This window comes from Pontibacter indicus, assembly GCF_900156345.1.
GTDB lineage: Bacteria > Bacteroidota > Bacteroidia > Cytophagales > Hymenobacteraceae > Pontibacter > Pontibacter indicus.
Genome location: NZ_FTPP01000001.1, coordinates 446,440 through 472,611, shown reverse-complemented (window position 1 = coordinate 472,611; position 26,172 = coordinate 446,440). Strand labels below are relative to the sequence as shown.

The 26,172-nt window shown below is 53.0% G+C and carries 20 protein-coding genes; 12 read left to right on the top strand and 8 right to left on the bottom strand.

The features are described from left to right. The first annotated feature begins 1 nt into the window (after position 1). A complete protein-coding gene (locus tag B0B12_RS02030) occupies positions 2-616 on the top strand; it encodes an HD domain-containing protein (RefSeq protein ID WP_170871802.1) in 615 nt (204 codons plus the stop codon). A gap of 53 nt (positions 617-669) precedes the next feature. On the opposite strand, the gene B0B12_RS02025 is transcribed toward B0B12_RS02030, so the two are convergent. From B0B12_RS02025 to B0B12_RS02015, 3 genes are all read right to left on the bottom strand, one after another. Continuing rightward, complete coding sequence (locus tag B0B12_RS02025; protein WP_076665833.1) at positions 670-1,716, bottom strand: NAD(P)-dependent alcohol dehydrogenase; 1,047 nt, start codon at positions 1,714-1,716, stop codon at positions 670-672. Between the two features lie 171 nt (positions 1,717-1,887). Then, a complete protein-coding gene (locus tag B0B12_RS02020; protein WP_076665832.1) occupies positions 1,888-2,790 on the bottom strand; it encodes an SMP-30/gluconolactonase/LRE family protein in 903 nt (300 codons plus the stop codon). Positions 2,791-2,873: 83 nt separating this feature from the next. After that, the gene (locus tag B0B12_RS02015) at positions 2,874-3,398 is read right to left on the bottom strand and encodes a c-type cytochrome (protein ID WP_076665831.1); all 525 of its coding nucleotides are present in this window, start codon (positions 3,396-3,398) and stop codon (positions 2,874-2,876) included. Between the two features lie 190 nt (positions 3,399-3,588). Between B0B12_RS02015 and B0B12_RS02010 the strand changes: the two genes are divergently transcribed. The 3 genes from B0B12_RS02010 to B0B12_RS20495 all read left to right on the top strand — a co-directional run bounded on the left by B0B12_RS02010 (position 3,589) and on the right by B0B12_RS20495 (position 8,102). Then, complete coding sequence (locus tag B0B12_RS02010) at positions 3,589-6,024, top strand: zinc-dependent metalloprotease (protein ID WP_076665830.1); 2,436 nt, start codon at positions 3,589-3,591, stop codon at positions 6,022-6,024. Positions 6,025-6,741: 717 nt separating this feature from the next. After that, the gene (locus B0B12_RS02005; protein ID WP_212564601.1) at positions 6,742-7,809 is read left to right on the top strand and encodes an NAD(P)-binding domain-containing protein; all 1,068 of its coding nucleotides are present in this window, start codon (positions 6,742-6,744) and stop codon (positions 7,807-7,809) included. A gap of 68 nt (positions 7,810-7,877) precedes the next feature. Next, a complete protein-coding gene (locus tag B0B12_RS20495) occupies positions 7,878-8,102 on the top strand; it encodes a hypothetical protein (protein WP_212564600.1) in 225 nt (74 codons plus the stop codon). A gap of 91 nt (positions 8,103-8,193) precedes the next feature. On the opposite strand, the gene B0B12_RS02000 is transcribed toward B0B12_RS20495, so the two are convergent. Together B0B12_RS02000 and B0B12_RS01995 are read right to left on the bottom strand one after the other, a co-directional pair. Then, positions 8,194-8,460 (bottom strand): hypothetical protein, encoded by a 267-nt coding sequence (locus B0B12_RS02000; RefSeq protein ID WP_076665829.1) that lies wholly within the window; start codon positions 8,458-8,460, stop codon positions 8,194-8,196. 164 nt (positions 8,461-8,624) lie between these two features. After that, complete coding sequence (locus B0B12_RS01995) at positions 8,625-10,238, bottom strand: T9SS type B sorting domain-containing protein (protein ID WP_076665828.1); 1,614 nt, start codon at positions 10,236-10,238, stop codon at positions 8,625-8,627. Between the two features lie 268 nt (positions 10,239-10,506). On the opposite strand from B0B12_RS01995, the gene brnQ reads away from it, so the two are divergent. Together brnQ and B0B12_RS01985 are read left to right on the top strand one after the other, a co-directional pair. Further along, on the top strand, positions 10,507-11,847 hold the full coding sequence (gene brnQ / locus B0B12_RS01990; protein ID WP_076665827.1) for a branched-chain amino acid transport system II carrier protein: 1,341 nt from the start codon (positions 10,507-10,509) through the stop codon (positions 11,845-11,847). A gap of 145 nt (positions 11,848-11,992) precedes the next feature. Continuing rightward, positions 11,993-13,015 (top strand): S4 domain-containing protein, encoded by a 1,023-nt coding sequence (locus B0B12_RS01985; RefSeq protein ID WP_076665826.1) that lies wholly within the window; start codon positions 11,993-11,995, stop codon positions 13,013-13,015. A gap of 349 nt (positions 13,016-13,364) precedes the next feature. On the opposite strand, the gene B0B12_RS01980 is transcribed toward B0B12_RS01985, so the two are convergent. Both B0B12_RS01980 and B0B12_RS01975 read right to left on the bottom strand, forming a co-directional pair. Further along, entirely contained in the window at positions 13,365-14,219 is an 855-nt protein-coding gene (locus B0B12_RS01980) for a pirin family protein (protein ID WP_076665825.1), read from the bottom strand. Between the two features lie 230 nt (positions 14,220-14,449). Continuing rightward, positions 14,450-15,142, bottom strand: a complete 693-nt coding sequence (locus B0B12_RS01975) for a type 1 glutamine amidotransferase domain-containing protein (RefSeq protein WP_076665824.1) — start codon at positions 15,140-15,142, stop codon at positions 14,450-14,452. A 292-nt stretch (positions 15,143-15,434) separates the two neighbouring features. Here B0B12_RS01975 and dinB point away from each other — a divergent pair, with 292 nt between their 5' ends. Beyond that, positions 15,435-16,508 carry a DNA polymerase IV gene (dinB, locus tag B0B12_RS01970; RefSeq protein WP_076665823.1) on the top strand — a complete coding sequence of 358 codons (1,074 nt, stop codon included), beginning with the start codon at positions 15,435-15,437 and terminating at the stop codon, positions 16,506-16,508. A 6-nt stretch (positions 16,509-16,514) separates the two neighbouring features. Here the strand turns inward: dinB and B0B12_RS01965 are convergent, their stop codons facing one another. Further along, positions 16,515-18,131: a tetratricopeptide repeat protein gene (locus B0B12_RS01965; RefSeq protein ID WP_076665822.1), complete on the bottom strand. Its 1,617-nt coding sequence runs from the start codon at positions 18,129-18,131 to the stop codon at positions 16,515-16,517. 296 nt (positions 18,132-18,427) lie between these two features. Here B0B12_RS01965 and B0B12_RS01960 point away from each other — a divergent pair, with 296 nt between their 5' ends. The 5 genes from B0B12_RS01960 to B0B12_RS01940 all read left to right on the top strand — a co-directional run bounded on the left by B0B12_RS01960 (position 18,428) and on the right by B0B12_RS01940 (position 25,810). Next, the gene (locus tag B0B12_RS01960) at positions 18,428-20,935 is read left to right on the top strand and encodes a zinc-dependent metalloprotease (RefSeq protein ID WP_076665821.1); all 2,508 of its coding nucleotides are present in this window, start codon (positions 18,428-18,430) and stop codon (positions 20,933-20,935) included. A 175-nt stretch (positions 20,936-21,110) separates the two neighbouring features. Further along, the gene (locus B0B12_RS01955; protein ID WP_076665820.1) at positions 21,111-22,724 is read left to right on the top strand and encodes a CTP synthase; all 1,614 of its coding nucleotides are present in this window, start codon (positions 21,111-21,113) and stop codon (positions 22,722-22,724) included. Between the two features lie 33 nt (positions 22,725-22,757). Continuing rightward, positions 22,758-24,605 carry a membrane protein insertase YidC gene (yidC, locus tag B0B12_RS01950; RefSeq protein WP_076665819.1) on the top strand — a complete coding sequence of 616 codons (1,848 nt, stop codon included), beginning with the start codon at positions 22,758-22,760 and terminating at the stop codon, positions 24,603-24,605. A 99-nt stretch (positions 24,606-24,704) separates the two neighbouring features. Continuing rightward, positions 24,705-25,304 (top strand): hypothetical protein, encoded by a 600-nt coding sequence (locus B0B12_RS01945; protein ID WP_076665818.1) that lies wholly within the window; start codon positions 24,705-24,707, stop codon positions 25,302-25,304. A gap of 11 nt (positions 25,305-25,315) precedes the next feature. Then, positions 25,316-25,810, top strand: a complete 495-nt coding sequence (locus B0B12_RS01940; RefSeq protein WP_076665817.1) for a DUF6438 domain-containing protein — start codon at positions 25,316-25,318, stop codon at positions 25,808-25,810. Positions 25,811-26,172 lie beyond the last annotated feature (362 nt).

Sequence of the window (26,172 nt, the reverse complement as noted above, 5' to 3'; positions counted from 1 at the left end):
TGTGAAATCAGCATGGGATACGCTTTGCCGCAGGTACAGCACAGACGAAGCCTTGATCGGGCAATTGTGGGAGGAACTGGAAAAGGCCTATACCGCGAAAGACCGGCACTACCACAACCTCGAGCACATCGCTTACATGCTAGAGTTGGGTGACAGGTATAAAGTGGACGGTTCAGCGTTCGACCTTCTGCTTTTTGCCATCTTCTTCCACGACGTGGTTTACGAGGCCACACGCTCCGATAACGAAGAGCAAAGTGCTACACTTGCCCAGGTTCGGTTAAACAGGCTTGGTATACCTGAACACACGATCCTGAAAGTGAAGGAAATGATCATAGCAACCAAGTCGCATCAGGCAACTGAAGATCTTCTAACAAACCTGCTGCTCGATCTGGATCTGGCCATACTTGGTTCTGATAAAGAGCGATATGACAAGTATAGCCAGGGTGTACGCAAAGAATACAGCATGTACCCCGACCTTGTCTACAAATCCGGTAGGCGAAAAGTACTGCAGCATTTCTTATCACAAAAACACATTTACAAAACAGCTGTTTTTCAGGAGGAATTTGAAAGCTATGCGAAAGCGAATTTAAACCGTGAACTGGCAGAACTGAATTAATAATAAGGGCTCCCGCTTATGCAGCAGGAGCCCTTTTTGGTTAGCTAGTTTATTTATTTCAAGCTTTCCATATCAATCACAAACCGGTACTTCACATCGCTGCGCAGCATGCGTTCGTAGGCTTCGTTGATGTCCTCCATTTTGATCAATTCGATGTCGGACATGATGTTGTGCTCGGCGCAGAAATCCAGCATTTCCTGGGTCTCGGGTATACCGCCAATCATGGAGCCCACCAGGCGCTTGCGGCGGGCGATCAGACTGAAACCCGCCACTGTCGAGGGCTCTGGCGGCGCACCCAGCAGGATCATAGTGCCGTCGCGCTTCAGCATGGACAGGTATAGGTTGTAGTCGTGCGGGGCCGAAACAGTGTCGATGATGAAGTCGAAGGAATTGCGAAGTTGCTTGAGCGTCGCCTCATCTTTCGTCACGGCAAAATTGTGCGCGCCCAGGTCCATGGCATCCTGCTTTTTGTTCGGCGAGGTGCTTAGCACCGTCACATCAGCGCCTTTGGCAGCGGCGATCTTCACAGCCATGTGGCCCAGTCCGCCCAAGCCCACAATGCCTACGCGGTGCCCTTTGCCAATCTTCCACTCCATGATGGGAGAATAGGTGGTGATACCGGCACAGAGAAGCGGAGCCGTTCGGGCCAGGTCAAGATTCTCCGGTACTTTCAAGGTATAGTTTTCGTCCACCACAATCTGGCTGGAGTAGCCGCCGTAGGTGATGGTCTTGCCGTCGCGTTCGTAACTATTGTAAGTGCCTACGTTTTGCACTTCGCAGTACTGTTCCAGCCCTTCTTTGCAGCTGTCGCAGGTACGGCAGGAGTCTACAAAGCAGCCAACTCCGGCCAGATCACCTTCCTTGAACTTGCTTACTTTGCTGCCCACTCTGGACACCACACCTACAATTTCGTGGCCTGGCACGAGCGGGTACATGGCGCCTCCCCACTCGTCGCGCACCTGGTGCAGGTCGGAGTGGCAGACGCCACAGAATTTGATATCGATGAGCACGTCATGCTCCCCTACTTCGCGGCGCTCCAGGCTGAAAGGCCCCAGCGGGCTGGTAGGATCGAACGCGGCATATGCTTTTGCTTGAATCATAGTTTGATTTAATAATTAATGAGTAATGGATAACGAGTAATGAGTAATGAGTAATGACTAATGAATAGTGAGCAATAATTTTATGAGCTATGAGCAAGTAAAAAAGAATGATGGGTGCCGAGAAGTAATTACTCATTATTCATCAATCATTAGTCATTACGCACTCCTGTCTTACAGGCGACTTAAGAAAAAGTTTGCGGGAACACCTTTTGCATCGGGCTTTATGGCAAATATGCCGCCGCTGAGCGGATATTGCTGCAACTGCTCTTTGTCCAAGCCGTCGCGGGCAGTGGTGATGTATAGGGTGTCAAGGCGCGAGCCGCCAAAGGCGCAGGATGTGGTATGTGGGGCAGGAACGGTCACTTTCATGAGCATCTCGCCTGTTTCGGGGTCCCAGCAGCCTACGCCGCCTCCGCCATAGAGCGCGATCCACAGCCGCCCGCTCTCATCGATCGTCATCCCGTCGGGCTTTCCTTCGTGCTCAGGTATCGTAATCACGTCCCGCTCCTTCCGGATGCTTCCGGTCTCGTGGTCGTAGGCAAAGGCCTGCACTTTACGGGTAGGTGTGTCGATAAAATAGAGGTGCTTTTTGTCTTCGGTCCAGACGAGGCCGTTGGAAACGCTCAACTTATCCAGCATCTGCGTCATCTGCCCGTTATGCTCCATGCGATAGAGTGCTGCGGCACCCTTACGTGAGTCAAGCGCCATGGAGCCGACCCAGAACCTGCCGGCCGGGTCACACTTTCCGTCGTTGAAGCGTATATCGTCCTCACCCAGCGGATTGGTAATGAAACTGAGCTTGCCCGTTTCTGTGTCGATGAAGTGCACCCCATTCTGCAGCGCAACCAAAGCCCCGCCATTTACAACCGGAACAACCGTGCCTATCCGCTCCCCAACCGGCCAGGTCTTACTTTCTTGGGTGCCGGGGTCGAACAGGTGAAGTTTGCGGCCTTCTATGTCCACCCAGTACAGGCGCCTTTCGGCCGGATGCCAGATGGCGCCCTCCCCCAGCGTCGCCTTTGCGTCGAGTACCAGTTCTGCTTCCAGTTCAATATAATTTTTGGCTCTGCTCATAGCTTGTCGGACGGGTCAGGTTATGGTATAAAAAAACTGTCCCTCCACCTTTGCGGGTATCGGGACAGTTTTCAGGATTGCTTTTATTTACGTAGCGACAGAATGTAGCGTGCCATTTCTTTGGCATCTCCTTCGCTCAGGTTCGGGTGCGGCGGCATCGGGATCTGTCCCCAAACACCGGCACCGCCCTTGATGATCTTGCCCGCCAGGTAGGCTGTATTCTTATCGTTAGCTTCATACTTTTCAGCTACCTCTTGGTACGATGGACCCACTACTTTCTGGTCTACTTTGTGGCACGCCAGGCAGTCCGATCCGGCAATCAGCTTCTCGCCTTTGGCATACTGTCCAGCAAGCGCTTCTTTTTGCTGACCAGCTGCCTCTGTTGTGCCAGGTCCGGTTGGCGTTCCGGCCGGAGTTGTCTGCACGTCTTCCGTGGCAGCGTTGTCGGGTGGCGTGGTGGCCGGACGCGGCGGTTGCGGACGTGAGGCTACGGCTGTGGTGTCAGGCTGGTAGTCGCTGTCGTAGTAGCGTTCATACTCTGACTTCGGTTCGTTGCCGCAGGAAGTCAGGAGCGCGAAGGCTGAGATGGCCATCAGAATCTTTTTCATAATGATAGTTTTGGTTTGTACGTGTTCTGCTCAATGAGCACTTAGAGAATATGTACTGACCTGAGCGCTTAAAGTTGTAAGTTTCAGACCAGGTTTTCGTTTCATGCAATTTACACTATATTTTCGGGAACCTATACCTGAAATGCGTAACTTAAGCCTGCATATACCCCATCACCCTATACCAAACCTTATGACATTGACCTGTAAGAAACACTTTCTTCTCCTGTTCCTGTCGCTGCTTCTGATTGGTAACGCCGCAGCTCAATCACTGCCCGGCATTTCCTCCAAAACGGCCGGCATGAAGAAATTCAATGGCTATTTCCCTTTCTACTGGGATGAGCAAAGCGGCAAGATCTGGCTCGAGATAGACAAGTTGGACCAAGACTTTCTGTATGTGAACTCGCTGCCGGGCGGACTGGGCTCCAACGACATCGGGCTCGACCGCGGGCAGCTGGGAGGCCAGCGCATTGTGTCCTTCAAGAAAGTGGGGCCTAAAGTACTGCTGGTACAGCCGAACCTGCGCTACAGAGCCATCACCAACAATCAAAACGAAGCCCGCGCCGTGGAAGAGTCTTTTGCGCAATCGGTACTCTGGGGGTTTAAGGTAGAAGCAGCGGACGGGAAACGGTTACTAGTAGACGCCACGGACTTTCTGCTGCAGGACGCCCACGATGTGATCGGGAGTATCCGGCGGGCGGGTCAGGGCACTTATCGCCTCGATGCCAGCCGCTCGGCCCTATACCTGCCACGCACCAAGAACTTCCCGAAAAACACGGAGTTCGAAGCTACCCTCACCTTTACCAGCGACAACGGCGGTTCTTTGGTGCGCAGCGTGGCCCCTAACCCACAGGCCGTCACCCTGCGCCAACATCACTCTTTCATAGAGTTACCCGACAACAACTATAACCCACGCGAGGCCGATCCGCGCGCCGGCTACTTTGGCATCTCATACTTCGATTATGCCACGCCAGTGAACGAAAACATTGAAAAACGCTACATAGCCCGCCACCGGCTGCAGAAAAAGAACCCTGCGGCCAACGTGTCGGAAGCCGTGAAGCCGATCGTGTACTACGTGGACAACGGGGCGCCCGAGCCCATTCGCTCAGCCCTCCTCGACGGTGCCCGCTGGTGGAACGAGGCCTTTGAGGCAGCCGGGTATAAGAATGCCTTCCGCGTAGAGGTGTTGCCTGACACGGCCGACCCGATGGATGTGCGCTACAACATGATCCAGTGGGTGCACCGCAGCACGCGCGGCTGGTCCTATGGTGCTTCTGTCATCGACCCACGCACCGGCGAGATCATCAAAGGACACGTATCGCTGGGTTCGCTGCGCGTGCGCCAGGATTACCTGATTGCCGAGGGACTGCTGGCACCTTATGAAGACGGAAAGCCCGAAAACAAGGCGATGATGGACATGGCCCTGGCCCGCATCAGGCAGTTGTCGGCCCACGAGCTGGGCCATACCTTGGGCATCATGCACAACTACGACGCCAACAACAATGCCTCCGTGATGGACTACCCGCACCCGCAGGTGCAGCTGGACCGGGCTGGCAACATCAACATCAGCAAAGCCTACGGCACAGGTATTGGCGCCTGGGACAAACTGGCCGTGGCCTACGGCTACCAGGAATTTCCGAAAGGCACCAACGAGAAAAAAGCACTGGACGAGCTGCTGGCGCAGGGCCGCGTACAGGGGCTAACCTTTATTTCTGACACGGACGCCCGCTCTCCCGGTGGCGCGCACCCCACCGCCCACCTGTGGGACAATGGCACAAATGCAACAGATGAGTTGAATCGCGTGCTCGATGTACGTCGCAAAGCGCTGCAGAATTTCTCTGAAAAGAATATTAAACCAGGCGCACCGATGAGTACGCTGGAAGATGTGCTGGTGCCGATCTACAATTTCCACCGCTACCAGACCGAGGCGGCGGCCAAGCTGATCGGGGGCATGCGCTATACCTACGCCCTGCGCGGCGACAAACAAGTGGTGACTGAGGTGCTTGATAAAAAGGAGCAGCAGAAAGCCCTGGACGCCATGCTGCGGACCCTTTCACCGGAGGTGCTGACACTGCCGGAACACATTATCAGCCTGATACCGCCACGCGCGCCTGGTCTGGGAAACAACCGCGAGCTGTTCATCAAAAGAACAGGCCTCACCTTCGATCCACTGGCGGCAGCGCAGGCCTCTGCTGAGTTCTCGCTCTCCTTCCTGCTGCATCCGGAGCGCGCCTCACGGCTAGTCGAGTTCGGAGCACGTCACAACACACTGGCTTTGCAGGACGTCACCAGCCAGTTGATCGAAAAGACCTGGAAGAGCAGGCGACAGGACGGACTGGCCGGTCAGGTACAGCTGCAAACCGAACAAGCCGTGCTCACGCACCTAATGGCCTTGGCCCAGGAAGAGAACGCTTCTTACCAGGCACGCGCCATGGCCACCAGCGCACTAGCCGACATCAAGCAGCACGCCACCAGTCAGGCTAAACGCACCCGCGATGCCGGCTACAAAGCCCACCTGGAGTTCGCGTTGGCCCGTATGGAAAAACCCGAGGAAGTAAAACCGACAAAACCACTCAGCCTGCCCCCTGGCGCCCCGATCGGAAGCGGCGAGTCTATGGGGTGTGAGTAAACCCCAAAAGACAAGTATACCTAACCCGCTCCTTCGCTTTGAAGGGGCGGGTTTATTTTTAGTGGATGCTCAGACAGCTGCTGGACTAGTGACTTTTATACCTCAGCCTATCCATCTTATTTGCCCGCTTTTTTATTTTTTTATCAGCTAGTCAGGTTCCACATACCTGCATCACAGGCTTTGCCTTTTAATCCAAGTCAACACCAGCTCTACCGACGCCATCTTTTGCAACATCTAAAACTTTGGATGCAAGCCTACTACACAAGATGCCCGTAACCTCACAATCGCTTTATTCCCAAAATAAAATACTGCCTAAAGTCCAACCGATCGAGCTACCGAAGTGATGGTACAATTTAGAGTTTCCACTTACTCAATCTTACTTTCATCCATACCTTCAAGCTATACCTTGAAAGCAATATTATAATTATTCCGTTAGATTCCGTATCTTTGCAAAACAAGCATTCTGACATATAGAGATATGAATATTTTAGAAGGGCGCTTTGTTAGTATAGTTCAGCCCAGGCGGCTTCTTTTGTAAGGCATCCATTCCAACGCCTTTTTTTATACTTCCTGCACCCCTTTCTGATTTCCGCCCAGCAGGTTTACCCTTTGCGCGGCAATTTGGAATTGTAATTTTTCCGATCACAGAAACCATCAACTTTGGATCATATCTCAAGGCAACTTTTTGTACTTTGCATTTACCAATTTAAAGTATATATGAAAATAAGAGTAGGAATCATCGGAGCCGGCCCCAGTGGTCTGGCGCAGCTACGCGCGTTTAAATCAGCAGAAATGAAAGGCGAGGCCATACCTGAGATCGTGTGCTTTGAGAAGCAGTCGGACTGGGGTGGCCTCTGGAACTATACCTGGCGCACCGGCGTGGGGCAGTACGGCGAGCCCATCCACGGCAGCATGTACCGCTACCTGTGGTCAAACGGGCCGAAGGAGTGCCTGGAGTTTGCGGATTATACCTTCGATGAGCACTTTGGCAAACCTATCTCTTCTTACCCGCCCCGGCCGGTGCTTTTCGACTACATCCAGGGCCGTGTAGACAAGTGCAACGTGCGCGACTACATCCGCTTCAACACCACCGCCCGCTGGGTGGAGTACAAGGAGGACACGCAACAGTTCTCGGTGGTGCTGGAAGACCTGGCCCATAACAAGACCTATACCGAGGAGTTCGATTACCTGATCGTGGCATCCGGCCACTTCTCCACCCCAAACATGCCCTATTTTGAAGGTATAGAAGAGTTCCCGGGCCTGATCATGCACGCACACGATTTCCGTGGAGCCGATATTTTCAAAGACAAGGATGTGCTGCTCATCGGCAGCAGCTACTCGGCCGAGGACATTGGCGTGCAGAGCTACAAGCACGGTGCCCGCTCGGTTACCCTGAGCTACCGCAGCAATCCCATCGGCATGGACTGGCCGGAGGGCATGAAGGAAGTACCTCTGCTCACCCATTTCGAGGGAGAGGTTGCCCACTTCAGCGACGGCACGCAGGAGCGTTTCGATGCGGTGGTGATGTGCACCGGCTACCAGCATAAATTCCCTTACCTGCCCGACGAGCTGCGCCTGAAGACCAAAAACTGCCTCTACCCGGACAAAATCTACAAGGGTGTCTTCTTTAACGAGCTGCCGCAGCTCATCTACCTGGGCATGCAGGACCAGTACTATACCTTCAACATGTTTGATGTGCAGGCCTGGTACGCGCGCGACGTCATTCAAGGGAAATTCAGCTGCCGGGCAAAAAGGAAAGGCAAGCGAACATCGACCTGTGGCTGAGCAAGGCGGCCGCCAACCAAAATCACGATGATGAAATTGACTTCCAGACGGCTTACGTGCGCGAGCTCATGAACATGACCGACTATCCGGAGATTGACCTGGACAAAGTGGCCGCCCTTTTCAAGCAGTGGCTCATCGACAAGGAAGAGGACATTCTCCGCTACCGCGACAAAACCTATACCTCGGTGATGACGAGCACGCCAGCCGCCCAGCACCACACTCGCTGGCTCGACGAGATGGACGATAGCTTTGAGCGCTACATGCAGGAAGCTCCGGCGCTGGAGCAGGTATAGCTAAAGGTATGGCATAACCGGCAAAAAAGAAGGGAAGGCATTTTGCCTTCCCTTTTCTATTTAAACCAATATCTTTTTATACCCGCTGGACTCAAATCTCGTTCTCCCCCATCCAATTGATCGGCTCCATATCAGCAATATAAGGTTCCAATACAGCCATTACGTTGGCGCTTTTCTTAAACGTCGTCACCACTTCCGCCTCTGTGCCCGTCCATACCTCCACAAAGGTATGTCCTATTGTGTAAAGCCGGATTGTATACCCGTTTACCTGACGCTGCGCGATGAGCGTGCCTTCTTTTTTCAGGGCTTCGCGCTGGCTCCGGTACGGGAGCCTTTCGAACATAGAGTATTCCAGCATATGGGCTTTGCTACGGGTATTTGACTATATAAGCCTGACCGGGGATAAATGGTTTCAAACCTGGATATAGCAAGTATAGGAATCTGGCTCAGTACAAAATCCAAACACCACTAAATCAACCAGTTCCTGCTGCAATAAAATTTATACCTGAAGTAACCCTGTGTTTACCTGATGATGGTCACGGTGCCTTTCAAGGTGCCGGCGCAGCCGTGCGTGGCCACCCAGTGGTAGACAGCTTCTGGAAGGCCGGTGCCGCTCCAGTCGTTGGTGTAGTGGTTGCTGTCGTATACCTTGCTGCCCCACCTGTTGTAAATCTGCAGTTTGGCTCCCGCTATGGCAGGGTCGAGCACAAAATAGTCGTTCTTGCCGTCTCCGTTCGGGGTGATGACGTTGTAGGTTTTAAAGGTACTGCCAGCGGCCGTAAATTTGGTAGCGCATGGGTCGAACTTCATCAGGAAACCATTGGTTTCTCCGCGGCCATACCAGTTGATGTGCTCAGCCCGGAGCGGTCCCCAGAACTGCCCCGAGAGGTAAAAGGCACCATTCCCCGCAAGGGTAATATTATCAGCAACCCCACCGGCATTCAGGTGGATGCGCTCTCCTGGGTTTCCTGCCAGGTCAAAATACTGTACAAATGGTTTGAAGTCCCAGGCCCCTGCCAGAACAAGACCGCCGGAAGGGAGCAGTTTTATGTCTCTTCCCAAATCATGCCCCTCACCTCCAAAGCTTTTGGCCCAGACCACCTTGCCATTTTCAGTTAAACTGGCCAGAAAGATATCTGCCGGCACTCCCGAAAATTCAACCATGCCTGATTCTTCTAATACGATGCCATCAAAATCAACCCTGCCTTTGAATGAGCCCGCCAGGTATATATTTTTTGTTTTGGGATCAATTTCAAGACTTGCACCAGCACTACTCAGCAGTCCGATGGAATTATTGAATCCCTTAAGCCAGAGCGGGCGCCCCTGCTTGTCAAACTTTGCCACAAAAATGTCATCATGCGATTCGGGGCCTGTCGCGATGCTGAGACTCCCTATTTTGTACGTCCCGATGTAAGCCCCTGTCATATAAATATTCCCTGCCTCATCCAGCTTCACTTCGCGGGGGAAAACGCTGCCATTGTGGAAGGATCGGGAAACGAACGTCACCTGACCTGCAGAAGTTAGCTTGATCAACAGAAGATCGTTCCCTCTTTGGTTCTGACTCTGGAATTGCTGATTTTCGAACTGAACTTTGCCCCAGAACTGTACAGGTAACACCACTTCACCTTCCGGACTTGCAGTGATCACACCCCTTAACTCTGCTGAGGCATATTGTTCTTTGGTGATTACCCCCTTGGACCACAGGAGTTGCCCGTTCGGGTCAAACTTACCGATGAAAGTGTTGAAAACACCTTCTCCCTTCAGTATAATCTTGCCATCCAACACCAGTTCATCAATAAATACGCCGCCTACGTATAGGTTGCCCAGCTTATCTGTAGCTACCCCCATCGTACCATCTGAATGTGGACCACCCATTGTTTTGGCCCAAAGCACTTGTCCCGTCGGGGTTGCTTTGTACAAAAACATGTCGTCGCTTCCCTGGCTGGTCAGCGTATGGCTCCCCAGGGTGATGGTTCTTTCAAAGTGCCCTACCGCAATGATGTTTCCATCCTTATCAATTATATGGTTATCGACGTTATTTCTCCCCGTTACCCCGATCTGATGTCCCCACTGAATCTGGGCATGGAGTTGTAGCGAAGCGAGACAGCAAAAAATCACAAGTAAAAGTTTATTCATATAGGTATAGTATTGCCTGATCGGAGCCTGGATGTGCAGTCTTCGGTTTTGCACTCAATAATAAAAAAGAAATATAACGATTCCTTAATTTTTATCCCGGAGTAACAACAGATACGGAGAAAGTCTTCAGGGCTTTGGTGGAACGCTTGGAGATAGGGCACATTCTCAGGCATTTAGAACTAAACACAAGATAAATGTAGGATTTTGCCGGTTTGGATATTTAATTGCATTACAATTAAAATTATTCTCTCACGGATCATAGAATATTGTGAAAGCAGGTACCCTCTCTTTTAAAGAAACATTTTTTATTGGCCTGATGCTATTTGCCATTTTCTTCGGCGCAGGCAACCTCATTTTTCCATTGTCTCTTGGTCAGGCTGCTGGCACTGAACTTATACCTGCCATTGTCGGCTTCCTGATGACAGGCGTTGGGCTCCCACTGCTGGGCGTTGTTGCCATCGGCATGTCCAAGAACGAAGACGTGCAGTCCATCTCGGCCAAGGTGCACCCTGTTTTCGGCCTTATTTTCCCGGTTGTGATCTACCTCACCATCGGTCCGTTGTTTGCAGTGCCGCGTACCGGCACCGTATCCTATGAGATCGGTATCTCCCCTTTCCTGTCTGAGGGTCTGAAAGCTTCTTCGTGGAGCATGTTGATTTACTCCATCGTATATTTCACGGTCACTTACCTGCTGGCGCTCAACCCCGGCAAGATAGTAGACACCATTGGAAAGGTGCTGACGCCGGTGCTGCTTATCATCCTGGCCTTTCTGCTGGCTATCAACATCATCTCTCCGCTGGGAGAAATCTCAAGTCCGCTGGCAGCCTATGAGAACGCTCCCTTCTTCAAGGGCTTTCAGGAAGGTTACCTGACCATGGACACCATCGGCTCCTTCATATTTGGCCTGATCGTGATCAACGCCATCCGTTCCAAAGGGGTGGACAGCACCAGGCAGATCGCAAAGATTTGTACCACAGCAGGACTGATAGCGGCGGCTGGCCTGGCCCTGGTTTATGTAGGACTGGCCTATTCCGGTGCTACCAGCGTGCAGGCACTAGGTCACCTCGAAAATGGAGGACAGATCATCAGCCGGATTTCTAACCTGCAGTTTGGGGTATCGGGTAGCCTGATCCTGAGCGTGGCCATCATTTTCGCCTGCCTTACGACCAGCATCGGACTGGTGGTGGCCTGCGCCAGCTTTTTCCATAAGCTGCGCCCCTCTATTGCCTACAAACACTACGTACTCGGCCTGACGCTCGTGAGCGCCCTGATTTCCAACGTGGGCCTGACGCAGATCATCTCGTTCTCCATACCTGTGCTGGTGGCCATTTACCCGATGGTGATCATGTTGATCGTGCTGACGCTATTCGGTTCCCTGCTTCGCAACAGAAACGCCGTCTATACCTGGTCGGTGCTGCTGACGGGCATTGTGAGCGTGGTGGAAGGCCTGAGCGCTGCCGGGTTTGAACTGAGCATCAGCGACGTGTTCGCCCGCTACCTGCCGCTCTATAGCCTTGGTATGGGTTGGGTGCTTCCTGCCCTGGTGGGCTGCGTGATCGGCTTTGTGGTTTCGATGCGACAGGCTCCTTACGCCCTCGAAAAAGAATAACCTTCCCGCAGCTGCAGGGCTTGGGTTAATTCAGTTGATTTAAAGAAGTAGGTAAAGCTATATTTTCCCGTAATTTTGCTTCTTCTTACAGGATTGGCGTACATAAGCGTGACCAATATCCGGTGACGCAAACGCCCTGAACAACATGGAACCAAAAAGACTGAATAAATTCATCAGCGACTCGGGCTTTTGCTCCCGCCGCGATGCAGACGAGCTGATAGAACAGGGCCGCGTAACGGTGAACGGCAAAATACCGACCGACCCCGGCATCAAAGTGACACCGAAGGATAAGGTGCGCATCGACGATGAGATGCTGCGCGTGAAACAGGAGCAGCCCGTATACCTGATTTTCAACAAACCCGCCAACATGTCGGCCACCTCCGATATGGCGGTACGCGACAATGTGGTGCGAGCCATCAATTTCCCGGCTACCCTGGAGCCAACTGCAATGCTCGAGCGTGAGGCAGAAGGCATCATCTTCCTGAGCAACGACGGAGACTTTGTGCGCGGCGTGAAACGTGCCGACAATAAATTTGAAAAGGAGTACATCGTGACCGTGGACAAACTGATCACGGCCGATTTCCTGCAGAAGATAAGCGGTGGCAGCGCTCCTATACCTGGCGAAGAGCGGGTGAACAACGCTGTATCGAAAGAAACACAGACGCGCTTCCGCATCACACTGAAACCAGGCACCGACCATTACCTGAAGCGCATGTGCGAGAGCTTGGGCTACAAAGTAGTCCACCTGCAGCGGGTGCGTTTCGGAGACTTCTCCTTAGCCAAACTGCCATCCGGACACTGGCGCGTGCTCACACCGCAGGAAGTTAAAAGTCTGACCAGTCTGGTGCCCGGTGGAAAAGGTACCAGTAGCCGAAAAACTTCCGATAGCAACTACGACAGACCGGCACGTGGCGAGCGCCCCGGCGCAAAAGGTGGGGCTGGTACCTCCAGAGCTGGTGCTGGCAGACCCGGCACTGCTGCAGGGAAAGGAAGAGGCACTGGTAACCGTAGTGCCGCTCCTAAGTCAGAGGCAGGCAGTTCAGCTAGAAATTCCAGACCAGCTTCATCGAAACCTGCACCAAAATCGGCAACAAGTAGAGGCGCCGCTCCAAAAAACAACAACCGAAGAGGCGACACCCCAAAAGGTGGACCAAAGCGGGGAAGATAGTCTATACCTTCCCGAAATCTATACCTGTAAAAGAAAAGTGGAGCTTAAGACGGCTCCACTTTTCTTTTGTACTTGCTATACCTGCGGCCTTGCTCTTTCCTGAAACAACTTAAGGATTCTGCCTTCAAGAAAGGTTTTTGATTCTGATATAAACGCTTGCAGCAACTTCAAGCGCTTTCAAGATTTTCAAATCTGAGATAAATGGCTGGATAAGTTCCTACTATAGTTTGGTGAACGATTCGGCAGGTCGCGACCTGTCCCTACGAGCTTGCCTTTGTGCTGCGTTGTCCCACGACGTTAGGGTATAACATCGGTTCACACTTCCAAACTTTTTAACTTTCTACCTTTCTTAACCTTCCCAGGTTCCCATCTTACCCAACTGGTAATCGCGGAAGGCTTCTCTTATCTCCTGCTCGGTGTTCATCACAAACGGTCCGTGCGATACCACAGGCTCGTTGAAGGGCTGGGCGTGTCCGAAAAGGATGTAGGCATCTTCCGTTGCTTCAACCTTTACTTCCTTGCCTTCATTTTCGAACTCCACCAGGGTAAGTTTCTCCGCTGATTGTCCGTTCACCTGAACTGCGCCGCGCACCACGTAAAAAAAGATGTTGCGCTCCGAAGGAACGTTGTAAATGAACTCCCCGCCTTTCTGCAGCTCGATGCTCACCATGTGAATGTCGCTCAGGTTCTGGATAGGCGCCTGCACTTCGCCCCAGCTACCGGAGATCACGTTGACCCGCACCTTGCCGTTGTCCAGTTCCACCACCGGGATTTGGTCTTTCTGCAGACCAATATACTTTGGGACAGTCATCTTATACCGGGCGGGCAGGTTAAACCAAAGCTGCAGTATTTCCAGCGGCCCTCCCTCCTGCTTGAATTTTTCAGACGACACCTCGGCATGGATCAGCCCACTGCCGGCCGTCATCCACTGCACGCCACCCGCCTCGATGATATCCTCTCCGCCGCCCGTATCCTGGTGCATGATATCGCCGTCCAGAATGAAAGTCAGCGTTTCGAAGCCCCGGTGCGGGTGCGGACCAAAAGGAAGCCCCAGGTTGCCGGGCTTGTATACCTGCGGCCCGTGGTGGTTCAGGAAAAGGAAAGGGTCAATGTACTCAACCGAGTGAGTAGGTATAGCGCGGTAGGTCACCAGATCACCCATGGGCGCGTGCACCGCTTTATGTAGGTTCTTTATCTTTCGCATAGGGATAATTTCTTTTCCATCGCAAATTACTGTATATACATCAATAACCCTACCATGCGGTTGTTTGTTTCACCCAGGCTTGCGCTATACCTTCTGGAGGGTACAAGTAATCTGAGGATAACGTATGTGATTCCATTTTTACTTAACATAAAAATCCCACCGTTTCCAAATTCGGATTGGGTGGGATTTTCACGCTACACTGATAGTCAGGTATACGCTGTACAGAAAAATTAAGCCGCTTTCTCCTTTTTAAGCATTTTGAGCAGGGCTTCTGCCGCTGGTTCGGAAGAGGCTGGGTTCTGACCCGTGATCAGCAAGCCGTCTGTGACCACATAAGGTTGCCAGTCGTCAGCTTTGGAGTAGATACCGCCTAGCTCCTGCAGCCGGTCCTCTACCAGAAAGGGCACTACCTTAGTCAGTTGCACGGCCTCTTCCTCGGTATTGGTAAAGCCAGCCACCTTCTTTCCTTTCACCAGTGCCTCCCCGTTCGGGCCTTTGGCCTCCATCAGGGCAGCCGGCCCGTGGCAAACGGCGGCCACGGGTTTCTGTTGCTTGGCAAAATCCTCAATCAAGCGGATTGAGTCCCTATCGGTAGAGAGGTCCCAGAGCGGCCCGTGACCGCCCGGGAAGAAGATAGCGTCATAGTCATCGGCGCGTACCTCTTGCAATTTTTTGGTGCGGGAAAGCCTGTGCTGCAGGTCATCGTCTTCATAAAAACGCCTGGTGGCCTCCGTCTGAGCATCCTTCTCCGTGCTTTTCGGGTCGATCGGTGGCTGACCGCCCTTGGGAGAAGCCAGGTCCACTTTTACGCCGGCATCGGCCAAGGTATAGTATGGCGCAGCAAACTCCTCTACCCAGAAGCCGGTCTTCTTGCCGGTATCGCCCAATTGGTCGTGCGAAGTCAAAACAAATAGTACTTTCATAGCTTTTGATGGTTGAAGGTTAAATTGTTTAATTGTTGATGGTTAAATTGTTGATGGCTGTTTATGGGTAAACGATTGGAGTTCGTTGATTGTTGGTTGGCAGATTCGGTCAGATAGCCCCTTGCATGATTCTGATTGGATTGCCGGTGAACGATTGCCGATGAACGATTACCGATGCACGATTCGGACAGATCGAGACCTGTCCCTACAAAGCTGTCGCTTGCCAACTCTCAAACTCCTCAACTCCTAAACTTTCTACCTCCCAAACTTTTTTACTTTCTACCTTTGCACCATGCCTACCCGCAAGATCATTCACATCGATATGGACGCTTTTTTTGCGTCTGTGGAGCAGCGCGACAACCCGGAGCTGCGCGGAAAGCCTGTGGCGGTGGGTGGGTCTCGGGCCCGGGGTGTGGTGGCGGCAGCTAGCTACGAGGCGCGCAGGTATGGCGTGCACTCAGCGCTTGCTTCTAAGATTGCAGCACAGCGCTGTCCGCAGCTGATTTTCGTGAAACCCCGCTTTGAGGTATACAGTGCCGTTTCCCGGCAGATACGCGAGATTTTCTATTCCTATACCGACCTGGTAGAGCCACTTTCGCTGGACGAGGCGTACCTGGACGTGACCGAAAACAAGATCGGCATGCCTTCCGCCACTATCATTGCCAACGAGATCCGGGCTAAAATTCAGGCGGAAACCGGGCTCACCGCTTCGGCGGGCGTGTCTTTCAATAAATTTCTGGCCAAGATCGCTTCGGACATGAACAAGCCCAACGGTTTTACCTTGATCCCTCCCGACAAGGCAGAAGAGATTGTGGCGGCCCTGGCCATTGAGAAATTCTACGGCATCGGGAAAGTGACGGCGGCCAAAATGCAGAGCATGGGCATCCTGACCGGTGCTGACCTGCGCGCGAGATCGGAAGAGGAACTGGTGCGAAACTTCGGAAAAACGGGCCGCTACTACTTCCGCATCGCCCGCGCCCAGGATGACCGCGAGGTACAGCCGCACCGCATCCGCAAGTCCATCGGCTCGGAGCGCACTTTTGAAGTAGACCTCACAGAAGAGGAAGTGATGCTGCTCGAGCTGGAAAAATTGGCCAAAGAAGTGGCGCACGACATGGAGCGACTGCATGCCACCGCCAAAACCATCACGGTCAAGATCAAGTACTTCGACTTCAACCAAACCACCCGCAGCAAAACCTTTTTAGGCGAGATCAAATCAGCCGACGCCATCTTCACCATAGCCCGTGACCTGCTGCGCACACCGCAGTTGCCCGCCTACCCGGTGCGGCTCCTGGGTATAACGGCCTCCTCCCTCCTCTACCAACACGATAAGATGGAGGGCTACCAGCTGACCCTCGAGTTTTAGTCTGCCCTACTTCCTGCTTGCGAACTTTTTGGCCTGTGCCCAACTTTCCCGATCCCCATCGGCTTCCGGAGCGGTTTTCAGCAGCTCCATGTAATAAGCCCTGGCCTTTTCCTTGTCTTTTGCCTTTTCCGCGGCGAGGGCTGCCCCGTAGAGACTGTTATACCGTTTGGGCGATACCTTCAGGCTTGCTTCGTAAGCCAACAGCGCTTCTGCCGGTTTTTTACTCAGCAACAGCATATCGCCCAGCAATTCCCGGGCGGGCAGTACCGCTCCCGGCGTAACGGGGTGTTTGTCCAGCGCGTCTTCCTTATCTGCCGCCTCCCGCATCATGGCCAAGGCCTTGTTCTTGTCTCCGCGATGATACTCCAGCCAGGCCTGCACCGACAGTTGCTGCGCTTCTGCCTGCGCGGCCCAGTAGGTGTCGCCGGAGCTGCTCAGTTGCGTCTGTAGTTTGTGCAGCGCGGCAATCGCATCTTCCGCCACGGTCGTGTTGCCGGACCGGGCACCACCTATACCTTTGGCGAAATGTGTGATGGCCTCGGCTCCCGGATATTTGTACCAGGTAAAGTTTTCGGGATAACGGACAGGCAGGTTGGCGGCTTCGGCCCACTTGCCTCTTTCCAGGGCCTGACGGGCAGGTATAGCAGCCAGTGCGTAGGCCGTCGCGAAAGTGGGGGTATAGCCGGGCACGTTCTTCATTTTGTCCACTACCTCCTTCGCTTTTTTGTCGCGCCCCTGCTGCAGGTAGCCGTAGGCCATGTAATCGAGGGCGTGCGGGTAGTGCATGGACACCATGTCCTTTGACGACATCCGGAGGGCAGCGTCGGCTGAGCGAATGTTCCAGTCCACGGCATCCGTCCACTGTCCCAAACGCACGAAAATATGACTGGGCATGTGCAGGGCGTGCGGCACATCGGGGGCAATGCGCTCATATTCCCGCGACACCTTCACGGCTTTGGTAGCCAGCAAAGGATTATCGTAGGCATGGATGATGTAGTGAAACAAGCCCGGATGGTCGGGGTTCTTGGCGTGCAGCTGCTCGAGTAACGCGCCGGCCTCTTTTTGTGTGGCAAATGTTTTGTCTGTCTTCGGAGCCGTGCCGAGCTGGCCTAGCGCGTAAAATGCAGCCGCCTCCACTTCATCCGGATACGCTTCGTGCACCTTTTTATATCCTTCCTCAAAAGCCTTCAGTTGGTCGGCATAGCTGGTATTTTCCCAGTCTTCGTAAAAGCGGGCCACAGCCTCGATGTAAGCTTTCTCTTTTTCAGTCAGGTTACTGAGCTGCAGCGCATTTTCAACGGCTGCCTGTCCCTTTGCCAGGTTCTCGTCGGTAGGGCGCTCGCCCCACAGGGGGTGTATGTAGCTCATGGCAATGCCCCATTGCGCCATGCTGCAGTCAGGTGCAGCCTCGGCTACTGCGGTGAACTCTTGAGCGGCTTCCTCATACATCATGTGGTGCATGAGCGCCAGGCCTTCGTCAAAACGTTTCTGCGCCTGCTCGCCGCAGGATGTTTTCAGGTTTACGGTGCCGTGTTTGGTGCTATGTCCCTGTGCGGTCACCTCATGCCCAGGTATAGCAATAGCCATGCACCACACAATGGCCATAACAAGTAATATTCGCATGTTGTCAGTTCGTTTCGTTGGATAGAGTGAGCGTCAGAAGCAGGGACGGTGCACGTCAGGATTTAAGCGGCGAAGCACTTAATGGGAAGGGGTCAGACAGGTATAGCCCATCTTCATTTTTACTCATTTTGCTGTGATATGTTTAGCAATTATAGCACTGTTCTGACTTAATGTCTCAAAATCAGGATATACCTGCCTGCGCGATTAAACCATTCAAGGTTAGTGTAGTCTTGTATCTTATACCTGAAACAGGTATGTTGTGAGTAACTAACCTTAACCTAATCTTTCACCCTATTATGAGCAAAAATGTACGCTACGCCCGGCTGGCTACACTGCTTCTGGCTGGTGCGCTTGTAGCACCACCTGCCTTTGCCCAAAGCAAGGAAAAAAAGAAGAAGAAAAAAGCCAAGCAGGAGGCCACCACAACGCAGGCTGCCCCGGCCGTGAAAAAAGATGACAACGGTGTAAAACCCTACGCCAGCGTCATCACCCCGAACGCCGTAACCGACGAAGGTCTCTTTAAGGTGCACCGCATCGACGACAAATACTTCTACGAGATTCCGGACACGCTCCTGAACCGCGACATGCTCATGGTGAGCCGCATTGCCAAAACGGCCACGAACCTGGGCTACGGCGGCGAGGAGCTCAACCGCCAGATGCTTCGCTGGGAAAAGAAGGGGAACCGCATTTTGCTGCGCCTGATCTCTTACCAGAACGTAGCCAGCGACACGCTCGAGATTTTCCATTCCGTACAGAACTCCAACCTGGCCCCCGTTATTCAGGCTTTCGACATCAAAGCCCTGAACAACGGCGCTTCGGTGGTGGAAGTAACCGACTTCTTCTCCAAAGACGTGCAGGCCCTTGGTCTGAACAAGCGCCAGCGTGAGTCTTACAAAGTGAAGCGCCTGGATGACAAGCGCTCTTTTGTAGAAAGCATCAAGAGCTTCCCGATCAACATCGAGGCCCGCTCGCTGATGACCTATGAAGCCACTGATCCGCCTGCCAACTCCAATGCCGGCACGATCACGGTAGAACTTAACCACTCCATGCTCCTCCTGCCAAAAGTACCGATGCCTGCCCGTCGCTTCGACGAGCGCGTGGGTTACTTCACGCTTTCGCAGACCGACTACGGCACGGACGAGCAGCGTGCAGCCAAGCGCCGCTACATTGTGCGCTGGAGACTTGAGCCAAAAGATAAAGAAGCCTACGCCCGTGGCGAGCTGGTGGAACCGATCAAACCAATCGTGTACTACATCGACCCGGCTACGCCAATGAAGTGGCGCCCATACCTGAAGCAAGGTGTGGAGGACTGGAACAAAGCCTTTGAGGCAGCCGGTTTCAAGAACGCCATCATTGCCAAAGACCCACCTACCCCGGAGGAAGATCCGGAGTTCAGCACAGAAGATGCGCGTTACTCCGTAATCCGCTACTTCTCTTCTGAGACACAGAACGCCTACGGACCGAACGTACACGACCCACGCTCCGGCGAGATTCTGGAGAGCCACATTGGCTGGTACCACAACGTGATGAACCTGCTCCGCAACTGGTACTTTGTGCAGACGGCCGCCGTGAACCCGGATGCCCGCAGCATCAAGTTCAAGGATGAAGTAATGGGTGAGCTGATCCGTTTTGTGTCGGCGCACGAAGTAGGCCATACCCTGGGTCTGCCGCACAACATGGGCTCCAGCGCCGCCTTCCCGGTAGAAAAGCTGCGTGATGCCAAGTTCACGAAAGAGATGGGTACCGCCCCTTCTATCATGGACTACGCCCGTTTCAACTACGTGGCACAGCCGGAGGACAAAGGCGTGGCCCTGATGCCAGGTATAGGCGTGTATGACAAGTATTCTGTGAAGTGGGGCTATACCTATTTCCCGGAGATGAACGGATACGACAACGTGGCCAAGCTGTCGCAGTGGATCGTCGAAAAAGGAAACGACCCGATGTACCGCTTCGGCCGTCAGCAGGGCAACCCGATCGACCCGTCTTCGCAGACCGAGGACCTGGGTGATGACGCCATGCTGGCCAGCCACTACGGCATCCTCAACCTGAAGCGCATCATGCCAAACCTGATGGAGTGGACGAAGGAGGAAAACAAGAACTACGACGACCTTCAGGAGATGTACGGCCAGGTGCTGGGGCAGTGGAATCGCTACATGGGCCACGTAACAGCGAACATCGGCGGGGTGTACGAGAACTATAAGACCTACGACCAGAAGGGCGACGTGTACGCTGCCGTGCCGAAAGAGAAGCAGCAGCGCGCCATGAAGTTCCTTAACGAGCAGGGACTGGCCACTCCTACCTGGATGCTGGACCAGAACATCCTGCGCAAAATCGAGTCAGTGGGTGCACTGGAGCGTATTCGCACGGCACAGGTGAACATCCTGAACAACGTACTGGAGCCGGGCCGTATGCAGCGCCTGCTGGAGGCACAGGCTTCGCTTGGTACCAAGACTTATACCTTGCCGGAGATGATGGCCGACCTGCGCAATGGCGTATGGTCCGAAGTAGCGACAGGCAAGACGGTAGACATGTACCGCCGCAACCTGCAGCGTGGCTACCTGGACCGCATGGAGTTCCTGATGAAAGAAGAGCAGCCTTCTGTACCGGCCAGCGCCCGTGCTTTCGCAGGCGTTACCACCGTGAAGGTTTCCCAGTCGGATATCCGTCCGATCGTGCGCGGCGAACTGACTGCCCTGCGCGGTCAGATCAGGTCCTCGATCGCCAAGACGTCGGATTCGATGACCAAGTACCACCTGCAGGACGCACTGGTGCGCATCGACAACATCCTAAATCCGAAAAGTTAAATTTCCTGTTTTTATTATAGTGAAAGCCCCGGCTAGCTTAGCCGGGGCTTTTTATTTGATTTGCCTCTTGAATATTAACTAAGATATCCTATGCAAAAAGTAGAACAATGCCTGTGCGTACGGTTAAATTAAATAATTCCCGTAACTTTACAGCCCATAATGTTTAACCTAACTTATGGCTGCTAAATATATTTTTGTTACAGGAGGCGTTACCTCCTCACTTGGTAAAGGTATCATCTCCGCTTCTCTTGCTAAGTTGCTGCAGGCAAGAGGATTCTCTGTAACAATCCAGAAATTCGACCCTTATATCAACATAGACCCAGGCACGCTCAACCCCTATGAGCATGGCGAGTGTTTCGTGACCGAAGATGGCGCGGAGACTGACCTGGACCTGGGCCACTACGAGCGTTTCCTGAACGTGCCTACCTCGCAGGCTAATAACGTGACCACCGGACGCATTTATCACCATGTGATCACGCAGGAGCGTGAAGGCGCCTACCTGGGCAAAACCGTGCAGGTTGTCCCCCACATCACAGATGAGATCAAGCGCCGCATGCTCCTTTTGGGTCAAACAGGCGAATTTGACATCGTGATCACGGAGATTGGTGGTTGCGTGGGCGACATTGAGTCGCTGCCGTTTATTGAAGCAGTACGTCAGCTGCGCTGGGAGCTGGGTGTGAACGAGACCTGTGTGATCCACCTGACGCTCGTACCTTACCTGAAAGCGGCCGGCGAACTGAAGACAAAACCAACACAACATTCTGTACGCGACCTGTCAGAGGCTGGTGTGCAGCCCGACATCCTGGTTTGCCGCTCGGAGCACCATATACCAACGGACCTGCGCAAGAAAATTGCGCTGTTCTGTAACGTGAAGCAAAACTCCGTAATCGAGTCGATCGATGCGGAAACGATATACGACGTGCCGCTGCTAATGCGCAAGGAAAAGCTCGACGAGCGCGTGATCGCCAAGCTGAAACTGCCGCACAGAAACGAACCGGAACTGGAAACCTGGAAAGAATTCCTGGGCCGCCTCAAGAACCCTACCGCCGAGGTAAACATCGGTCTGGTGGGCAAGTATGTGGAGCTGCCGGACGCTTACAAATCCATTGTGGAGTCGTTTGTGCATGCCGGGGCAGCCAACGAGTGCAAAGTGAACATTAAGTGGTTCCAGTCCGAGAACATCAGCGACGAGAACGTAGCCAGCCTGCTGAGAGGTATGGACGGCGTGCTGGTAGCACCTGGCTTTGGGGAGCGCGGCTTTAAGGGCAAACTGGAGGCCATCCGCTTTGTGCGGGAGTCTGGTATACCATTCCTGGGCATCTGCCTGGGTATGCAGTGCGCTGCCGTGGAATTCGCCCGCAATGTGCTGGGCCTCGAAGGAGCCGCTTCTACCGAAATGGACCCGAATACGCCGTTCCCGGTGATCGACATGATGGAGGACCAGAAAAACATCACCCAGATGGGTGGCACCATGCGACTGGGCGCCTATACCTGTGAACTAAAGAAGGGCTCAAAAGCATTCTCCATATACGGCAAAGCCAAAATCTCGGAACGCCACCGTCACCGCTACGAGTTCAACAACAAGTACTTAGCCGATTACGAACGAGCAGGCATGATGGCAACCGGCATTAACCCGGACACGGGACTGGTAGAGGTGATCGAGCTGCAGAACCATCCGTGGTTTGTGGCAGCCCAGTACCATCCGGAGCTGAAAAGCACCGTGCTGAATCCGCACCCACTCTTCGTGAAATTTGTGAAGGCGGCTATGAGTTTCTCTAAATCTAAATAAGCATTAACCAACCTACAATTCAATCTTTATTAAATGGATAGAAATCAAGCTATTGGCTTTGGATTGATTGCCGTGCTCCTGCTGGCTTATTCCTTCTTCTTCTCGGGCACGAGCGAAGAGACCAACAGAGCGGCATTTGACCAGACAGCCAAGGTAGAACAAGTGCAGTCAGGACCTGCAGCTGTGGCCGAGGACGACTCGCTGGCACAGGTGCGCCGCGCAGCGGCTCTGGGTTCTTTCAGCGCAGTGGCAACCGGCCAGGCCAGCACCACTACCCTCGAAAACCAGAACATAACCGTTTCCTTCAACAGTAAGGGCGGCCAGGTAGAGGAAGTGATCCTGAAAAACTACAAAGACTACAAGGGCAACACGCTGGTGCTTTTCGACAAGCAAAGCAGCCGCACCGATGTGGAGTTTACCACGAACGATGGCAAAAACATCCGTTTGTCTGACCTGTTCTTCACCCCTTCGGAAGTGCAGACGGTGAACGTGGGCGATGTGCCGGCGCAAACCATCACCTACCGGGCCGACCTGGGCAATGGCCAGACCATCGACCAGATCTATACCTTGTTCGACAACAGCTTTGAGGTAGGCTACAAACTGGATTTCAAAGGATTGAACAACCAGATCAGCGGCAACACCGTGACCATGGTCTGGAACGACAAGCTGAAGCAGTTGGAAAAGGACATGCCGCAAAACCGCGCCAAGTCGACCATCAACTACTACACAGCGGACGAAAGCTTCGATCACCTGTCTATTTCGGAAGGCACAGAAACAGAGACGATCTCTGAGCCGATGAAGTGGGTGGCCAACAAGCAGAACTTCTTTACGGCGGGCATTATTGCCACCAACACTTTTGCCGGAGCCAAACTGGAATCTGTGACCAATCCGGCTGATACGGCAGTGGTAAAGACCTTGAACTCCCAGATCCTGATCCCGACGGCTGACCTGCTGAGTGGCAAAGGCGAGTTTACCTACTACTTCGGACCGAACGACTACAAGATCCTGAAGCACATGGGCAACGAGTTCAACAAGAACCTGGACCTAGGCTGGGGCATTTTTTCGTGGGTGAACAAACTGATCATCATCCCGGCTTTCGACTTCCTGGAGAACTACATTGCCAGCTACGGCATCATCATCATCCTGCTGGTGCTTTACATCAAAGTGATTCTCCTGCCGCTGACCTACAAGTCGCACATGTCGATGGCGAAGATGAAGGTGCTGAAACCGGAGATTGACGCCATCAAAGAGCGCAACGACGGCGACATGCAGAAGACGCAGATGGAAACCATGAAGCTGTACGGCGAAATGGGCGTGAACCCGCTGAGCGGCTGTATTCCGATGGTGCTGCAGATCCCGATCCTGTTTGCGATGTTCAACTTCTTCCCGAACTCGATCGAACTACGCCAGGAGGCTTTCCTGTGGGCGGATGACCTGTCGACCTACGACGTGTTTGTGAACCTGCCGTTTACCATTCCGTTCTATGGCAGCCACGTGAGTATGTTCACACTGTTGATGACGGCTTCCACAATTCTCTATACCTGGTCCAACAACCAGATGAACGTGTCGATGCAGGGCCCGATGAAGTTCTACATGTACCTGATGCCGGTGATTTTCATGTTCGTGCTGAACTCCTTCCCTGCCGGTCTGTCTTTCTACTACTTTGTGTCGAACATGGTAACGTTTGGCCAGATGGCGATCATGCGCAAGTTTGTAGACGAAGGCAAGATCAGAACCAAACTGGAAGAGAACCGCGACAAGCGCAAGGAGAAGAAGAAAACAGGTGGTCCTTCGTTTACCGAGCGTATGCAGGAGGCCATGCGTGCCGCCGCTGAAAAAGAGCAGGAGCGCCGCAATAACCCGAAAGTGAAGAAAAAATAGTACTTACTATACCTGACAAAAAGCCCTGAAGCAGTTCGGGGCTTTTTTGTTTGACCCGGTTCGCTGTTTTGCGTATAGTCCTATACCTATATCGATACCATGCGAAAGAACACCCTAGCCCATTTCCTGACAACCCTGGCCTTCATGGCGCTTTCAGGAACCGCCTGTCAGCAGCAGACGGACGAAGAGAAGACCCTTGCCAGTACCCACCCAAAGCTGGAAGAAAGCTTGCAGCGCGACTCCCTGCAGGCACCCGACAAAGTAGAACAGAACCCGGAATTGTACGAACGCTACCGCTTGCGGATGGACGCTTACCAGAGCGACGAGGCTTTCCGGGTGCAGGAAACCTACAGCGGGCGCCTGGCCCCTTTGGATGAAGCTAGTCATGCCGATGCCCGCCAGTTCCGGACAGCACTGCAGGAAGGCCTGAAACAAGGCGTCAACTTTGCCGGCAGGTATACGGTTGTAACAGTTGGATGTGGCACCACCTGCCAGGAGCATTACGTGGTCGACCGCCAGAGCGGCAAGGTGCTCGACAAGCTGCAGAGCAGCACGGGCGCGCAGTTTAGCCCGGATAGCCGCATCTTCATCGTCAATCCGCCGGACTCGTCCCACAACTATGTGGAATGCCCCTACTGCGAGCCGGCTGCTTACGTGCTGGAAGATGGCGAATTCCGTAAACTGCCCGAGGGGCAGTAACAAACACCGCGATGGACACACTGCTATACCTACTGAAGATCGGACTTGGCTTGGGCTTGGTGATGTCAACTAGTTGCAGTACCGCCCAAAACCATCGGGCCCAGGCAGCGGTCGCTCCCCTGCTGCATTTCCAGAAAACGCCTTGCCTGGGCACGTGCCCTTCTTACGAGGCGACTGTTCTGGAAAACGGCACAATCCGCTTTTTCGGGTATAGCGATGTTCCGGTGGTAGACTCGGTGACTTTTACACTCACACCCCGGCAACTGGAAGCTCTTCGCCAGGACATCTCACAACTAGACTATACCGCGCTGCGGGACACTTACCTGACCAACTGGAGCGATATGCCCTCCACGATCACCACATTTTACAAAGATGGTAAAGAAGTGAAGCGCGTGAAACAGGAAGAAGGAGGCCCGAAGGCTCTGCTGGACTTTCAGGAGAAAGTGCATACCCTGCTGATGGACCTGGCCGATGCAGAGGCTAAAAGAAGATTACCCATCAGGTAAAGCTGCGGAGACAAGGGTACCTTCCGTTACTCCCAATTATTTTTTCATTTCGCTGTCCTTGACATTGCTCGTGCTCAGGTATAGCCTTACGCCTCCTCAGTCCCATTTTTAGGCGCTGTATCTCAATAACACTAGTTTAAAATATAGGATAAACGCGTGTTGCCATTTCAAGAAATCAATAACCAATCATTATTCAGCCCGTAAAAAAACTGGAGTTGAAAAAGAGGCTTATTATTTAAAAAGTAATATTTATATATCTTAAATTTTTATCAATTCGAATTAATAACTAAAAAATATTTTAATTCAATATATTCTATATATCAGAAAAACGATTAACGATTTCACTTCATGAAATCAAACGA

What these genes read in the sequence shown, in the direction of transcription:
- B0B12_RS02025 (WP_076665833.1), bottom strand. Translation starts at nt 1,716, where the DNA reads ATGATTCAAGCAAAAGCATATGCCGCGTTCGATCCTACCAGCCCGCTG.
- B0B12_RS02020 (WP_076665832.1), bottom strand. Translation starts at nt 2,790, where the DNA reads ATGAGCAGAGCCAAAAATTATATTGAACTGGAAGCAGAACTGGTACTC.
- B0B12_RS02015 (WP_076665831.1), bottom strand. Translation starts at nt 3,398, where the DNA reads ATGAAAAAGATTCTGATGGCCATCTCAGCCTTCGCGCTCCTGACTTCC.
- B0B12_RS02010 (WP_076665830.1), top strand. Translation starts at nt 3,589, where the DNA reads ATGACATTGACCTGTAAGAAACACTTTCTTCTCCTGTTCCTGTCGCTG.
- B0B12_RS02005 (WP_212564601.1), top strand. Translation starts at nt 6,742, where the DNA reads ATGAAAATAAGAGTAGGAATCATCGGAGCCGGCCCCAGTGGTCTGGCG.
- B0B12_RS20495 (WP_212564600.1), top strand. Translation starts at nt 7,878, where the DNA reads ATGAACATGACCGACTATCCGGAGATTGACCTGGACAAAGTGGCCGCC.
- B0B12_RS02000 (WP_076665829.1), bottom strand. Translation starts at nt 8,460, where the DNA reads ATGCTGGAATACTCTATGTTCGAAAGGCTCCCGTACCGGAGCCAGCGC.
- B0B12_RS01995 (WP_076665828.1), bottom strand. Translation starts at nt 10,238, where the DNA reads ATGAATAAACTTTTACTTGTGATTTTTTGCTGTCTCGCTTCGCTACAA.
- B0B12_RS01985 (WP_076665826.1), top strand. Translation starts at nt 11,993, where the DNA reads ATGGAACCAAAAAGACTGAATAAATTCATCAGCGACTCGGGCTTTTGC.
- B0B12_RS01980 (WP_076665825.1), bottom strand. Translation starts at nt 14,219, where the DNA reads ATGCGAAAGATAAAGAACCTACATAAAGCGGTGCACGCGCCCATGGGT.
- B0B12_RS01975 (WP_076665824.1), bottom strand. Translation starts at nt 15,142, where the DNA reads ATGAAAGTACTATTTGTTTTGACTTCGCACGACCAATTGGGCGATACC.
- dinB (WP_076665823.1), top strand. Translation starts at nt 15,435, where the DNA reads ATGCCTACCCGCAAGATCATTCACATCGATATGGACGCTTTTTTTGCG.
- B0B12_RS01965 (WP_076665822.1), bottom strand. Translation starts at nt 18,131, where the DNA reads ATGCGAATATTACTTGTTATGGCCATTGTGTGGTGCATGGCTATTGCT.
- B0B12_RS01960 (WP_076665821.1), top strand. Translation starts at nt 18,428, where the DNA reads ATGAGCAAAAATGTACGCTACGCCCGGCTGGCTACACTGCTTCTGGCT.
- B0B12_RS01955 (WP_076665820.1), top strand. Translation starts at nt 21,111, where the DNA reads ATGGCTGCTAAATATATTTTTGTTACAGGAGGCGTTACCTCCTCACTT.
- yidC (WP_076665819.1), top strand. Translation starts at nt 22,758, where the DNA reads ATGGATAGAAATCAAGCTATTGGCTTTGGATTGATTGCCGTGCTCCTG.
- B0B12_RS01945 (WP_076665818.1), top strand. Translation starts at nt 24,705, where the DNA reads ATGCGAAAGAACACCCTAGCCCATTTCCTGACAACCCTGGCCTTCATG.
- B0B12_RS01940 (WP_076665817.1), top strand. Translation starts at nt 25,316, where the DNA reads ATGGACACACTGCTATACCTACTGAAGATCGGACTTGGCTTGGGCTTG.